Here is a 14,252-nt window from a genome sequence, read left to right as displayed (position 1 = left end):
CGAGCCTTGTGCTTGCCTATTTTGTCACCGCATCGTCGCCAAACTCACACCTTTGAATCCCTCGGAGATGCGGTAATATACGCGGCGCACCGGGGTGCCGTAGCGTTCAATCACACGATATTCAATGGCGCCGGGCTGTTCGAGCATTTCTTTTACATCAATACCTTTGTGACCCTTCCGGGTTTTTTCTAGATGTCGCCGTTTCATGCCGACCTGAATGATGGGGCGGTCGGTAGGCGCCTGAGAAGGAAACCAGAATTCATACATGGCGCCGCTATCTCCAAACATATTGCGTGAGCGGATATCCAGTTTTGCGTCGCCATGCGTATAAAAATATAAAGCGCTGGCAACTGACCATTTGCTCATACCGACAACAATGGGTTCCTGGCCGGTCTGGTTCTTGACCTCTGCTGCAATCTGCTTGATTTCAGCGGCTGTTTCCCGCCAGAAATAGTGTTCTGTAAATAAATGATACGGTATGCCGGGTATTCCCAGCACGACATAGTGCAGCACAAAGGCATAAGCGAAGATGCACACGACAATGGTCGGTTGCCAGGCGGCTTGTATGCGTTTGGCCAGTGTGCTCAGATGATCGGTTTGACCGATCATCCAGGCGATGGTGGGTAATACTGCAAGCCAAATTGGGCCAGTCCAGTGAAAGCGCGGTTCGTCAAAAGTACTGAGGACGAAACAGACCAGGAATGGAACCCCGGTAAAAACCTGCACAAATAAGTGACGTCTGTGTTCAGTTTGCTGACTAGCCTGTTTTTTGATTGAGAATAGCGCTAATGCTGCTGCAAGAAAGCCGATCGGGGTTAGCAGGATGATCACGTGGACAATCAAATAATGTGCTGAAAATTGATAACTGTCTGCCAGCACGCGATTCGACTGGAATGCAAAGGATGCCCAATCATTACCGTAGTTCCAGATAATCACCGGCGAGAAAAGTAGTAATGCCAATAGCGCGGCCAGATAAGGGTGAGGGCGTTTCATCCAACGGCGTGCCGTCGGATCGATGATGACAAATGCCAGGGCGGCAATACCCAATAATCCCAATGTGTATTTAGACAGCAACCCCAGACCGAAAGCGATTCCCATACCTAGCCATGCCGAGCGTTGGCCGGCTATTAATGCGCGCTCCATGTAATAGAGTGTGGCGGCCCAGGCTGCAATGAGCGGCGCATCGGGTGTCATTAATACGCCGGAGGCAACCCCTATCGGTAGAATGGCCAATAACAATACCGCCCGCATTGCAGTGGATTTGTTATACAGATTCTGCGCCAGTGCATAGAGATAACCCATGGTTACTAAACCGCACAGCAGCGCACCAATGCGCACGCCAAATTCATTGTGCCCCAGAATGGATGTGCCCAGCCAGATTAACCAAGCCACCATGGGCGGATGGTCATAAAAACTGAGATCCATGTGCTGCGCGTATTGCCAGTAATAGGCTTCATCCGGAATGAGTTGCGCCAAGCCGAAATAAACCAAGCGCAGCAATAGGATAAATATCACGATACCAATGGCTGCCGTGCGCCAACGTATTTCCAACGACGGCAGATCTTTTTCGCTGGGAAACACATAAAAGGCTGAACCCAGATAATTCACCGCTGCGGTGGCAGCGATGGCCGGAAAAATTGCCAGCAGAGGCGGTATGTGCCAAACATAAACCAGCAACGCCAGCACTCCGCCGCGTAATAATAAGGCGAGTGCGCCGACAGTCAGGAAACGACCGAATTGATGCCATTGCAGGTAACCCGCGTGATGTTCACGGAATGCCCATTTTGAATTAAAGGTATAGTTGACCGTCGCAGCCACAAAGAAGCTGGCAAAGTGAGACAGGGCAAGTCCGGCATCACGGCTGATCATCCATTGAAAAACAATGGCGTCAATCAATACACCAAATAATCCGACCGCTGCGAAACGGCCAGCCGTATTCAGTGTGACGGTGCCGCCCGCCAAGGTTATCAACCGCTGAACATAGGCCAATTGATGAGAAAAAGACAGCTTTGAAGTGCCATGCGTGCGATCGTGAAAGCAAATCGGCACTTCCGTGACACGCAGTTTGTCGTGATTGGCCATCAGCAATTCAAGCAGAATCTTGTAGCCACGTGCATTGTTGGAAATGCTTTGAGCCAGTTCGCGGCGGAATGCAAAGAAACCGGAAGTGGCGTCGTTGACATCGCAGATAGGGCGCGCTATCCAACCGCCTATGCGGGACAGCAATTGCCGGTGCAGCGGCCAGTTCTCCGTGCTGCCGCCAGGAACATAGCGGCTGCCGACGGCAACATCATAATTGCCGTCTAATACCGGGGCGACAACGGCTGGCAGGCTTTCGGGTGGATGGCTTAGATCGGCATCCATGACGACAATGACGTCACTTTGTGCTGCAGCGGCGCCTGCGAGTATCGAGGCGGTGAGATCCGGCTTTTCCCGGCGCTCGATCAAGCGAACATTCGCTCGATTTTTCCAGGCCCGTACTTTGTCCGGCGTACCATCAGTGGAACCGTCATCAACGAAGATGACCTCAAAACTATCGGGACTAAAATCCAGTGCAAATAAACGAGTTAGGAGTTGATCTATATTCTCAGATTCATTTAATGTGGGTACTACGATGGAAAATTGGGTCATGTAGTTCCACAGATTAGAATTGATAATTGACGATTGGCAGCATGATGTTATTTTTGTTGCTTTTGGTATTTATCCACCGCTTTATTATGGTCCGTCAAGTTAGTGGAGAATTGCGATTCTCCGTTACCTTTTGCAACAAAGTATAGTGCGTCAGTCTCGGCTGGATTGAGTGCTGCACGAATGGAAGCTAAACTTGGCAGAGCAATGGGTGTAGGCGGCAAACCAGCGCGAGTATAAGTGTTGTATGCCTGGTCTGCAAGCAGATCTTTTTTGCGTAGGTTGCCGTCAAATTGTTCACCCAAACCGTAGATGACGGTGGGATCTGTTTGTAAGCGCATACCTTTGCGTAGCCGATTAATAAAAACACCGGCTATTTCAGCGCGATCACTTGCTATGCCCGTTTCTTTTTCTATAATGGACGCGAGAATGAGCGCTTCATAGGGTGTGGTTAACGGTAAAGATTCCGCGCGCGCTGCCCAACCGGTCTGTAAGTGATTGTGCATGGCCCGGTATGCCCGCTGCAAAATATGAATAGCGCTGTCGCCCTTGATAAAATAATACGTATCAGGAAAAAATAATCCTTCAGCCGCTGTTTCACTTGCGCCGATGCGCTGTAGGATTTCTTGATCGCTGAGATCGGTTGTATCATTTTGGATAGCGGGATGCTCATTTAAAACTTTCCGAAGTTGCGCAAAAGTCCAGCCTTCAATGAATTTTATCTCCGTTTGTTTCGCATCGCCTGCTGTCAGATATTTCAATAGTGCTATTTGCGACAGGCTACCGGTCAGTTGATAGTCACCTGCTTTAATTGCTGATTCCTGATTCAGATAGCGTGCCAACACGATCAATGACCATTTGCTGGGGATGACGCCTGCATTGGCGAGTTGCTGTGCAACTTGTTTTAGGTTGCTACCGGGACGAATGGAGAACTCATAGGGCGTGGTAGGCAGTGTAACATTCGAATGAACGTGCAGATAAAGCCATCCAATCAATAAGATGGCTATTGATGCTGTGGCAAGAAAGAGGCGTTTTAGCGTGCGCATGCGCCGGAAAGTAACCGCTATACTTTACGGAAAACAAGTGTTCCGTTAGTTCCACCGAATCCGAAGGAATTGGATAATGCGACGTTGATGTTCATATCTCTTGCGGTATTGGGAATATAATCCAGATCGCATTGCGGATCTTGATTAACGAGATTAATAGTAGGCGGTGCAACTTGATGATGTATTGCAAGTGCAGAAAATACTGCCTCCACGCCGCCGGCGGCACCCAGCAAATGCCCGGTCATTGATTTTGTGGAATTTACGGCAAGCTTGCTGGCATGATCTCCAAAGCAACGCTTGACGGCGATTGTTTCAGCGATATCGCCGAGTGGGGTGGATGTGCCGTGTGCGTTAATATAATCAACGTCAGTGACAGGAATACCTGCATTTTTAAGTGCATTGGTCATGCAGCGTGCTGCACCTTCGCCATCATCGCACGGTGCTGTCATGTGAAATGCGTCGGCACTCATGCCGAAACCGACTAATTCGGCATAAATTTTTGCACCACGGCGTTTGGCATGCTCCATTTCTTCCAATACCAGAATACCGGCGCCTTCGCCCAGTACAAAACCATCGCGATCTTTATCCCAAGGACGGCTTGCGGCTGCAGGGTCGTTATTACTGACTGACAATGCTTTCGCAGCAGAGAATCCACCGATGGCAAGCGGTGTCACACAGGATTCCGCGCCACCGCATACCATCACATCCGCATCGCCATATTCAATCATGCGAGCCGAATTGCCAATGCTGTGTGTCGCCGTAGTACAGGCTGTGACGATTGCGAGATTGGGGCCTTTGTATCCGTACATAATGGACAAATTACCCGCAATCATATTAATGATCGTACTAGGAATAAAAAAAGGAGATATTTTGCGTGGACCGCCGGCATGATATGCGGTATCGGTGTTTTCAATCATTGGCAAGCCACCGATTCCTGAACCGATATTGACACCGATTCGTTCCGAATCGAGATGCGTGACATCTTCGATACCTGCGTCTTTGACAGCTTGAATCGCTGCCGCCATGCCGTAATGAATAAAAATATCCATACGACGTGCTTCTTTGATCGACAGATATTGGTGAATATCAAAGTCTTTTACTTCACCAGCAATTTGTGAAGAAAAATTTGATGCATCAAAGCGAGTAATCTTAGTAATGCCAGATTTACCTGAAACAATATTTTCCCACGCGCTTGACACTGTATTTCCAACGGGCGATACAATACCCAACCCGGTAATTACTACCCTGCGTTTCGACAAAATAACTCCAATTACTTGTACTTTAAAAACAAAAGACTAATTTGTGTTGGCAGTGACGTAGTCAATCGCTTCCTGAACGGTATTTATTTTTTCTGCTTGCTCATCTGGAATCTCGCATTCGAATTCTTCTTCCAATGCCATGACCAGTTCAACCGTGTCAAGTGAATCCGCTCCCAGATCATTGACAAAAGAAGATTCATTTTTGACTTCCGTTTCATTGACGCCCAGTTGTTCGGCAACAATTTTTTTAATACGCTGCTCAATATTTTCCATCTCTAGGTATTTCCTTTCAGGTAAGAAAAACTCTTTTATTTTAACAAATTTTCAGTATCAGCAGAACCGAGCTGACGCATAATCATAGCTTACGAGATTTTAGTTATTTTACGATTCGATCTTTTTTGGTTAAATTTCGTAGCATAGAGATAATATATTACTATTAATTTTTGTGTATAAATTTCTAATACACTTTATCAATCCATATACATTCCACCATTCACATGAAGTGTCGTGCCGGTAATATAGCCAGCAGCGGACGAAGCTAAAAACGCCACAGCGGATGCAACTTCTTCAGGACGTCCTAATCTTCCTAAGGGGACGTGCTGAATCAAGCTTTGTTGGTGCTCATTAGCCAGTGAGCGAGTCATGTCAGTATCAATAAAACCTGGCGCAACACAGTTCACGGTAATATTGCGACTGCCCACTTCACGCGCCAGTGATTTACTAAAACCAAATAGGCCTGCTTTGGCAGCAGCATAGTTTGCTTGTCCCATGTTCCCAATTGCACCGACCACAGAAGAGATATTGATAATGCGTCCGTAACGGGCTTTCATCATAGCGCGAAGCACGATGCGGCTTAAACGGAACACCGATGTGAGGTTGGTTGCTATAATCTCATCCCATTCCTCATCTTTCATGCGGACTAACAAATTGTCCCGCGTGATGCCGGCATTATTGACCAGTATCTCAATCTCACCAAATTTCTCGCGGATGATTTGTATGGCACTATGAACTTGTTCAGTATCATTCACGTTCAACACGATACCTGCGCCTTTGATGCCGGCCTTCTCCAGATACTGGGTAATCGTGTTGGCACCATTCTCAGTCGTTGCTGTGCCAATGACGATCGCGCCATGTTGACCGAGTTTAAGCGCGATAGCTTGTCCAATACCGCGACTGGCGCCTGTTACCAATGTTATTTTATTGTCCAAAATCATTTCCCCATACATAGAGCCATGACTGTAAGTAGCGAATGCTCATGGTGATTATCGTAAACTAACCGCTTGTTTGATTGTTTCACTATCGATTAATGATAACTGTTGTAAACTTTGATCTATGCGTTTGTTCAGTCCAATCAATACCTTTCCAGGCCCACACTCGATGACATGTGTCATGCCGGCAGCCGCAAAGGCGCGGATGGTATCTACCCATCGTACTGGACTGATGAGTTGTTGAACTAAAATTTCCTTGATGGATATCGCGTCAGCGTGCGGTTTCACATCGGCATTATGCAAGATTTCGATTTTAGGAGATTGCAGTGTGATGCCTTTCAACTGTTGCCGCATACTTTCAGCTGCCGGTTTCATCAGCGAGCAATGTGAAGGGATGCTCATCGGTAGCATGACAGCACGTTTTGCGCCCCTTGATTTGGCCATTTCAATGCCTTGCAGGATGGCACTTTTGTGCCCGGCGATGACGACTTGTCCCGGTGAGTTGAAATTGGCCGGTTCCAGTGATTCTCCGTTACGCTGTTGCGTGATGTCGTGACATATGGTTCTGATGATTTCATCATCCAAGCCCAGAATGGCGGCCATTCCGCCGATTCCTTCCGGTACGGCATGTTGCATTGCTTGTGCGCGGAAGCGCACCAGTACCAGCGCATCGGCAAAACTCAGTACTTCCGCTGCGACCAATGCCGTGTATTCGCCCAGACTATGTCCAGCTAGCAATGCCGGTTTTGCTCCCCCTAAACTGATCCATGCGCGGTATACCGCGATGCCTGCTATCAGCATGAGCGGCTGTGTATTGACTGTAAGATTGAGGTCTTCAGCAGGTCCGGAATTCACCATTGACCAGAAATCCTGCTTGAGAATATCCGATGCTTCTCGAAAGGTTTCCTGGATGATGGGTAAGTCTGCATACCCATTCATCATCCCGACGGATTGTGACCCTTGACCTGGAAATACAAATGCAAATTTCATAAATTACCAGCGCAGTAAAACCGCTCCCCATGTAAAACCACCCCCAACGCCTTCCAGTAAAACCAATTGGCCGGGATGGATGCGTCCATCACGTACAGCAATGTCCAGAGCAAGTGGAATAGAAGCCGCGGAAGTGTTGCCGTGCTTATCGACTGCCACAACTACTTTATCCATAGGTATGCCAAGCTTCTTTGCCGTGGATTGTATGATGCGTATATTCGCCTGGTGGGGAATCAGCCAATCAATATCCGTCGTTTGCAGATTGTTCTCAGCCACGGCTTCTTGTACGACTTCTTCCAGAACTTTGACTGCAAATTTGAAAACGGTACTGCCTTCCATGTTGATATATGGATTGCCTTGTACTTTTCCGCCACTAATACTGCCGGGCACGGACAGAACATTGCTATAGCTGCCGCTGGCATGAAGATGGGTGGATAAAATACCGGGCTGATCGCTTTGTGAAAGCACTACCGCGCCCGCGCCGTCACCAAATAAAACACAGGTGCTGCGATCACTCCAGTCGAGTATTTTAGAATAAATTTCAGCACCAACCACCAATGCATTGCGACATTTGCCTGAGCTGACAAACATATCAGCTGTCGCCAACGCATACACAAAACCGCTACAGACAGCTTGTACATCAAACGCCGGGCAATTTTCTATCCCCAGCTTATTTTGTAAGATGCAAGCTGTGCTCGGAAACACCATATCCGGGGTAGTTGTGGCAACGATGATTAGATCAATATCTTCGCTGCTTACACCGGCAGCGTTCATGGCATTCTGACTGGCATAGAATGCCAGATCGCTGGCTACTTGATCCTCACGCGCAATATGTCGTTGCGTGATGCCGGTACGGCTGCGTATCCATTCATCACTGGTATCCACCATGCTTTCCAGATCATGGTTAGTCAGTATCTTTTCTGGTAAATAGCTACCGGTTCCAGTAATTCTTGAATACATTATTTTGTCAGTGTTTCTGGAGAAGTTTGAGAATGATGAGAAAGCTCGGCGACCCGTTCACTAATACGACGCAACATGCCGCCACGTACTTCATCCGCTGCGCGTTTAATGGCAAAACCAAATGCATATTTGTCAGCGGAACCATGGCTTTTAATTACAATGCCGCGCAAGCCCAAAAAACTGGCGCCGTTGTATCGGCGATGATCTACGCGATGCTTAAAGGAATTTATAATGGGCATGGCAGTGATACCGACCAGTTTGGTCAGTAAGTTACGTTTGAATTCTTCGCGTAAGTAAGTCGCTAGCATTTGTGCCAGACCTTCTGAGGTTTTTAAGGTGATATTACCAACAAACCCGTCACAAACAACGATATCGGTAGTTCCTTTGTAAATATCGTTGCCTTCAACATTACCATAAAAATTGAGCCCGCTATGACGTAACAGTTCAGCTGCGTGTTTAACGGTTTCATTGCCTTTGATTTCTTCCTGACCCACGTTGAGTAATCCAACGCTTGGCGTTGGTTTGTTTTCAACTGAGGAAACCAGGGAGGAGCCCATAATTCCAAATTGGAACAAGTGTTCAGCCGTGCAATCAACGTTGGCACCCAGATCTAAAATATAGGTATGGCCTGTTATGGTGGGTAGTATGCCCGCAAGTGCCGGACGATCAACACCGGGAATTGTTTTTAACACAAAGCGGGATGTTGCCAGTAATGCGCCTGTGTTTCCGGCACTGATGCAAGCTTGTGCTTCACCCGTTTTAACAAGATTGATGGAAACGCGCATCGAAGAATCTTTCTTGCCGCGTAAAGCCAGCGCAGGCGATTCATCCATGCTGACAACCTCGCTAGCCGGATGTATGCGAATTCTGGGCCCTGGTGCAGAATTCGCTGCGCGTAATTCCGCTTCAATTGCGTCAGGAATGCCGACAAGAATGATATTGGCTTCGGGATCGTTGCGAAGATAATCGACCGCCGATGGAACCGTCACATGCGGACCATGATCACCGCCCATACAATCTATTGCTACAGTAATATCCAATTTCAGCGCTCTTTATGACTGGGAAAAACGATACACTCAGTGCAGCTTGTAGCAATAGATAATATTTTTAATCGTTTTTGGTTTTAACAACCTTTTTGCCGCGGTAGTATCCATTAGGGCTAATGTGGTGACGTAAATGTACTTCCCCGGTGCTTGATTCTATGGCCAAAGGAGGATTGGTCAAAAAATCGTGTGAACGATGCATGCCGCGTTTTGAAGGGGATTTCTTGTTTTGTTGGACTGCCATGCGATTAACTCCTTAAATTCAATTCGTCTTCTTAAATTTTGCTAATGTTGCAAATGGGTGTGCTGAATGTGATTGATCATCTATATTACTTTCGATGGATCCCGGTAGATGTATTTTGCATTCATTATCCGGGTGACACGATGAGATCGGTAAACTGAGAATAATTTCCTCTTCAATCAAATCGAATACATCCAAATCAGATGTCGCTAAAATGGCGTCAATGGTATCATCGTCATCAGCCTGATTCAGTTCCGCCTCGTTTTTAACCAGTCGAAAAAAAGCTTGCAGATCTACAACATGCGTTAATTTATCGAGGCAGCGTTGACACTTGAGGTGTATTTCACCCTTAACTTCCAAATGTAAGCATGGCTTATTATTCTTATCAGAATAACCCCTGATCTGGTATACCAGTACACCGTCATCATCAAACAGCAAATCGCGCAAACGCGCAAATTCAAACACCGGGATTTTATCATAATGCACACCCGCATTACGTACAAAATCGAGGGGGGTTATCACAAATCGCACAGACATAAGGCGCGCATGTTATATTTTTTGCTTTAAAGTGTCAAAAAAATACCGAAGGAAATTTTGAAAACTCAAACCATTACCCAGAAAATCATATTGGCATCCAGTTCGATTTACCGCAAGGAATTGCTCCAGCGCCTGCAAATTCCATTTGAAACCATGCATCCACAAATCGATGAAGCGCCGTTACCGGATGAAGCGCCGGAGCAAACCGCCGTACGCCTCGCTGAGGAAAAAGCCCGCGCTGTTGCTAAGAGTTATCCGCACGCCCTGATTATCGGTTCTGACCAAGTAGCCATATTAGGAAACGCTCGTCTTGGAAAGCCGTTGAATCATAGCAATGCAACCGAACAGTTGCGCTTAATGCGTGGTCAAGAAGTGGTTTTCTATACGGCTTTGTGCTTGCTGAATAGTACTACGGATCGGTTGCAAATGCAGGTAATTCCTTATCATGTGAAATTCCGGCAGCTCAGCGATCAGCAAATCGAGAATTATCTGCTTAAAGAGCGCCCCTATCATTGTGCGGGTAGTGCAAAATCAGAAGGATTGGGTATTGCGCTCATCGAGCGCATGGTCGGAGACGATCCTAATGCACTGATTGGATTGCCGCTTATAGCCCTGGTTGATATGCTGGCGCATGAAGGCGTCATGCTTATTTAACAGCCTGTTAAAATAGGCCGTTTTTACAAGTGTTTCTGAATTGCAAATATATGAATAATGTGAAATCATTATATTTTGAGTGAAACTTTCACTGATTATTGGTCATGAGTTCTATGAGGAAATACTCTGCTTGCCCTGTTATCTTTATGCTTATTGTGAGCATACTGACGAACGGGTTGAGTTTATCTTTTAGAGGAGAGGTATTTGCTCACGAGTTGGATCATATTCGTCAAATATTGCCGCCGGATCCTGCAACGCATCTGGAATCGCACCGCAACAATGTTTCCAGAGAAGGTGCTGATCTGGATGCAGCAACGCATTTATGCCTGCATTCTGCAGGGCAATATCAACCTTTTTATTTTAATTCCTTTCCTTTGATATCGAATCAGGCAGCAGCAGAAGTGTTGACTGTATTTATTTCTGCAATGATTCCCGAAACAATTCCGGACTTACCCCTGCGTCCTCCCCGAAGCCTCCTTTTAAGCTAGATTTTAAAACTGCGGTGTATGGATTGTTGTTGTGATCTACGCACCGCTCAAATGGGTTAATACAAACTTATCTTGTAACCTGTTTTGTATAGGCTTAAGCACATGCGGAGGAATCCTATGAAATTGCGCGACCTGTTTATAGCACTTTACCATTGGGCAGATTCGGAATCACGAATCGTCTTGCCGGGTTTTATCCTATTGATCAGTTTTTCAATTCAAATACAGGCCAACACTGATTTATTGAGTGCTAAGACTAACGGAAAGCCGGTTTATTCAGTCGATGGTGAAAATAGTAATGACCTTACGCTACGTGACGCAGTGGATCTTGCATTTCGCCACAATCCGGAATTAGCTGCTTTTGCCAAGGAGATGCGCGCATTAGAAGGCATTACGTTGCAAGCCGGCTTGCTGAGAAATCCGGAGCTGTCAGTAAACGTTGAAAATATCGGAAACATACAAAAGCTGAGTGGCGATATCAATTCAGTCCATGCGGTAACACAGGAAGTCGTGCAGCAGCTCACCACCATTCGGATTGGTCAATTGATTGAATTGGGTGGTAAGCGCGCGGCCCGCGTTAATGCTGCGTTATTGGGTGAAGAACTGGCTGCTAAAGATTACGAAACCAAACGAGTGGAAATTATTGCCAGGGTTGCCAATGTGTTCACTGAAGTACTCGCTGCACAAGAGCGAATCAGGCTCGCAGAGGAAACCAGACAAGTTGCACAGAATGTGGTGAATACCGTGACCAAGCGCGTGCAAGGCGGTAAAGTGCCCCCCATTGAGGAAACCAGGGTTAAGGTAGGGTTGTCGACTACGCGCATTGAACTGGAACAGGCGCAACGAGATTTAGTCGGTGCGCGCAAGCGGCTGGCGTTGCTGTGGAATAGCTCTTCTCCGCAATTTGGCAAGGCACTGGGGAATCTTGAAACGCTGATTGTTCCGCCCAATTTTCAAATGCTTGAAGCACGTGTTTTGGATAATCCGATGGCACTCCGAGCCATGAAGAACATTGAGCAGCGTAAGGCATTATTGCAAGTAGAACAAACCCGTCGCATACCCAATCTCACCATTAACGCAGGCGTTGTGCATCATGCACTGCTGGGCGGCAATACGGCGATAGCAAGCGTGATGGTGCCATTACCATTATTCGATCGTAATCAAGGAAATATCAAGGATGCTTATCAACGTGTGGACAAAGCCGTAGACGAGCAGACCGCGTTGGAGTTACGACTAAAAACCGAACTGGCGCAATCGTATGAAACAATGTCAGCAGTTTGGAATGAAATTAATATATTGCGTGACGAGGTGTTGCCCGGAGCTAAAAGTGCTTTTCATGTGACAAGCAGAGGTTATGAATTAGGAAAGTTTGGTTTGCTGGAGATGCTGGATGCGCAACGTATTCTATTTCAAAATCAACTGCTTTATGTGCGCGCGCTGGCAAATTATCAACGTCTGGTCAATGATATCGAACGCTTGATTGCCGCGCCAATCGACAGCATCCCACCCAATTATTAAGTCAGCACGTCAGCCTGCGTGGTGAGCGTATGAGGATTAAATTATGAACAAAACTCGATTAATGCCAATCATCGTTGTGATTGCCATAGGAATTGTACTGGGTGGGTTGATCCTAATGCTGGATAAGCCCGCCGTAGAGACAGCGGATGAGGTGAATGCCAATGCCAACATGAATGAGAAACTGGCTGAGAATCAGCCTGGCACTGGACCAAGAGGGGGCAAGCTATTTACGGATGATGACTTTAGTGTGGAATTGACAATTTTTGAAAAAGGCGTGCCGCCGCAGTTCCGGGTTTATTTGTATGAAAAGGGCAAGTTGTTGCCACCAACAGCGGCGACTGTTGCAATTACATTATCCCGGTTGGGAGCGTCGGCGCAGTTGTTCAAATTGACTCCGGAGGCGGATTATCTGCTGGGAGATCAAGTCGTGGAAGAGCCGCATTCATTCGATATCGCTATCGCAGCTGAGCGCAACGGCAAGCTCATGCGCTGGAGCTATAGCCAAGTGGAAGGGCGGGTGGAAATACCGGATGCCATGTTGAAAAGCATGGGAATTGAGGTGCTGACGGCAGGGCCGGCCATTATCAAACCAAAACTCAAATTGCCGGGTGAAGTGATATTCAACGAACATAATATCGTACGGGTGGTGCCGCGGGTCCCCGGCATGGTAACCGCCGTGTATGGTCACCATGGCCAACAGGTGAAAAAAGGCGATGTGCTGGCGGTTGTTGAAAGTCCGATGCTGGCGGATTTGCGCAGCCAGTATTTTGTTGCCAAGAAACGCTTGACGTTGGCGAGGACGACTTATGAGCGGGAGAAACAATTGTGGGAAGAAAAGATTACCGCCAAGCAGGAATTTCTTCTGGCACAGGAGCTGTGGAATGAAGCTGAAATTGCGTTGGAGTTGGCTTCTACCAAATTGCGTGCGCTGGGTGTACAACCTGAATCAAGCCGCTTGGGGGCAGACATTGTGCATTATGAAATACGTTCGCCGATTACCGGAATCATTATTGCCAAGGCCATTGCATTGGGTGAGGCTCTCAAGGAAGACAGGGAAATCTATACCATCGCGGATGTATCCACGGTGTGGACGGCGATTACCGTTTACCCCAAAGATCTCAACGTGATCCGGGTCGGCCAGAAAGTTGCCGTCAAGGCAACCGCTTTCGATGTGGAAGGGGAAGGCACGGTGACTTATATCTCCACGCTGATTGGCGGACAAACGCGTACTGCAACAGCCCGGGTCGAATTGGATAATACCGCGGATAGGTGGCGTCCCGGCATGTTTGTCAACGCTGAATTGGTGGCGGAAGAAATTGCAGTGCCTGTTGCTGTTTCTGTTACTGCCATTCAAACATTGCGGGATTGGTCGGTGGTATTCGGTCGGTATGACCCGTATTTCGAGGTTCGCCCTTTGGAACTGGGTCGTGCTGATGGTGACATGGTGGAAGTCCTCAAGGGGCTGACCCACGGCGAGCAATATGCCGGGGGTAACAGTTTTGCCCTGAAGGCGGAATTGGGTAAAGCGGGCGCAAGCCACGATCATTAAATCAACGACCTGACAAAAGCGAGGCTACCCATGTTTGAACGCATTTTACATATCGCTATCTATCAACGCGGCATCGTGCTGATGGCAGTCTTGATGATGGCAATCATCGGCGTCTACAGCTATCAGAAGTTGCC

The 14,252-nt window shown here is 47.4% G+C and carries 14 protein-coding genes; 4 read left to right on the top strand and 10 right to left on the bottom strand.

The genetic code is table 11. From position 1 onward, the window contains the following. Positions 1 to 24: 24 nt before the first annotated feature. The 10 genes from Q0K92_RS10065 to Q0K92_RS10020 all read right to left on the bottom strand — a co-directional run bounded on the left by Q0K92_RS10065 (position 25) and on the right by Q0K92_RS10020 (position 9,912). Entirely contained in the window at positions 25 to 2,631 is a 2,607-nt protein-coding gene (locus Q0K92_RS10065; RefSeq protein ID WP_297325673.1) for a glycosyltransferase family 39 protein, read from the bottom strand. A gap of 47 nt (positions 2,632 to 2,678) precedes the next feature. After that, positions 2,679 to 3,674, bottom strand: coding sequence for an endolytic transglycosylase MltG (gene mltG / locus Q0K92_RS10060; protein WP_297325672.1), 996 nt, complete (start codon positions 3,672 to 3,674; stop codon positions 2,679 to 2,681). A gap of 17 nt (positions 3,675 to 3,691) precedes the next feature. Then, entirely contained in the window at positions 3,692 to 4,933 is a 1,242-nt protein-coding gene (fabF, locus tag Q0K92_RS10055; protein ID WP_297325671.1) for a beta-ketoacyl-ACP synthase II, read from the bottom strand. Positions 4,934 to 4,969: 36 nt separating this feature from the next. Then, entirely contained in the window at positions 4,970 to 5,206 is a 237-nt protein-coding gene (gene acpP, locus Q0K92_RS10050) for an acyl carrier protein (protein WP_110339755.1), read from the bottom strand. A gap of 197 nt (positions 5,207 to 5,403) precedes the next feature. Further along, entirely contained in the window at positions 5,404 to 6,147 is a 744-nt protein-coding gene (gene fabG, locus Q0K92_RS10045) for a 3-oxoacyl-ACP reductase FabG (protein ID WP_297325670.1), read from the bottom strand. A 48-nt stretch (positions 6,148 to 6,195) separates the two neighbouring features. Beyond that, positions 6,196 to 7,131 carry an ACP S-malonyltransferase gene (gene fabD / locus Q0K92_RS10040; protein ID WP_297325669.1) on the bottom strand — a complete coding sequence of 312 codons (936 nt, stop codon included), beginning with the start codon at positions 7,129 to 7,131 and terminating at the stop codon, positions 6,196 to 6,198. A 3-nt stretch (positions 7,132 to 7,134) separates the two neighbouring features. Then, entirely contained in the window at positions 7,135 to 8,091 is a 957-nt protein-coding gene (locus Q0K92_RS10035; protein ID WP_297325668.1) for a beta-ketoacyl-ACP synthase III, read from the bottom strand. Further along, complete coding sequence (gene plsX, locus Q0K92_RS10030; RefSeq protein WP_297325667.1) at positions 8,091 to 9,131, bottom strand: phosphate acyltransferase PlsX; 1,041 nt, start codon at positions 9,129 to 9,131, stop codon at positions 8,091 to 8,093. The genes Q0K92_RS10035 and plsX overlap by 1 nt, the downstream gene beginning before the upstream one ends. Before the next feature lie 67 nt (positions 9,132 to 9,198). Further along, entirely contained in the window at positions 9,199 to 9,378 is a 180-nt protein-coding gene (gene rpmF / locus Q0K92_RS10025) for a 50S ribosomal protein L32 (RefSeq protein ID WP_110339763.1), read from the bottom strand. Between the two features lie 18 nt (positions 9,379 to 9,396). Next, entirely contained in the window at positions 9,397 to 9,912 is a 516-nt protein-coding gene (locus Q0K92_RS10020) for a YceD family protein (RefSeq protein ID WP_297325666.1), read from the bottom strand. Positions 9,913 to 9,969: 57 nt separating this feature from the next. Here Q0K92_RS10020 and Q0K92_RS10015 point away from each other — a divergent pair, with 57 nt between their 5' ends. From Q0K92_RS10015 to Q0K92_RS10000, 4 genes are all read left to right on the top strand, one after another. Next, entirely contained in the window at positions 9,970 to 10,566 is a 597-nt protein-coding gene (locus Q0K92_RS10015) for a Maf family nucleotide pyrophosphatase (protein ID WP_297325665.1), read from the top strand. A 215-nt stretch (positions 10,567 to 10,781) separates the two neighbouring features. Then, a complete protein-coding gene (locus Q0K92_RS10010; RefSeq protein ID WP_297325664.1) occupies positions 10,782 to 11,054 on the top strand; it encodes a hypothetical protein in 273 nt (90 codons plus the stop codon). A 117-nt stretch (positions 11,055 to 11,171) separates the two neighbouring features. Continuing rightward, on the top strand, positions 11,172 to 12,569 hold the full coding sequence (locus Q0K92_RS10005) for a TolC family protein (protein ID WP_297325663.1): 1,398 nt from the start codon (positions 11,172 to 11,174) through the stop codon (positions 12,567 to 12,569). 43 nt (positions 12,570 to 12,612) lie between these two features. Then, the gene (locus tag Q0K92_RS10000; RefSeq protein ID WP_297325662.1) at positions 12,613 to 14,118 is read left to right on the top strand and encodes an efflux RND transporter periplasmic adaptor subunit; all 1,506 of its coding nucleotides are present in this window, start codon (positions 12,613 to 12,615) and stop codon (positions 14,116 to 14,118) included. Positions 14,119 to 14,252: the final 134 nt, after the last annotated feature.

It is taken from the genome of Nitrosomonas sp., from assembly GCF_024282095.1.
In the GTDB taxonomy this organism is placed as follows: domain Bacteria; phylum Pseudomonadota; class Gammaproteobacteria; order Burkholderiales; family Nitrosomonadaceae; genus Nitrosomonas.
The sequence above is the reverse complement of the archived record's forward strand: the minus strand, read 5'-3'. Positions and strand labels throughout refer to the sequence as shown.

Excerpts from the sequence above, each read along its gene's own strand:
- Q0K92_RS10065 (WP_297325673.1), bottom strand. The coding sequence starts at position 2,631 with ATGACCCAATTTTCCATCGTAGTACCCACATTAAATGAATCTGAGAAT.
- mltG (WP_297325672.1), bottom strand. The coding sequence starts at position 3,674 with ATGCGCACGCTAAAACGCCTCTTTCTTGCCACAGCATCAATAGCCATC.
- acpP (WP_110339755.1), bottom strand. The coding sequence starts at position 5,206 with ATGGAAAATATTGAGCAGCGTATTAAAAAAATTGTTGCCGAACAACTG.
- fabG (WP_297325670.1), bottom strand. The coding sequence starts at position 6,147 with ATGATTTTGGACAATAAAATAACATTGGTAACAGGCGCCAGTCGCGGT.
- fabD (WP_297325669.1), bottom strand. The coding sequence starts at position 7,131 with ATGAAATTTGCATTTGTATTTCCAGGTCAAGGGTCACAATCCGTCGGG.
- Q0K92_RS10035 (WP_297325668.1), bottom strand. The coding sequence starts at position 8,091 with ATGTATTCAAGAATTACTGGAACCGGTAGCTATTTACCAGAAAAGATA.
- rpmF (WP_110339763.1), bottom strand. The coding sequence starts at position 9,378 with ATGGCAGTCCAACAAAACAAGAAATCCCCTTCAAAACGCGGCATGCAT.
- Q0K92_RS10020 (WP_297325666.1), bottom strand. The coding sequence starts at position 9,912 with ATGTCTGTGCGATTTGTGATAACCCCCCTCGATTTTGTACGTAATGCG.
- Q0K92_RS10005 (WP_297325663.1), top strand. The coding sequence starts at position 11,172 with ATGAAATTGCGCGACCTGTTTATAGCACTTTACCATTGGGCAGATTCG.
- Q0K92_RS10000 (WP_297325662.1), top strand. The coding sequence starts at position 12,613 with ATGAACAAAACTCGATTAATGCCAATCATCGTTGTGATTGCCATAGGA.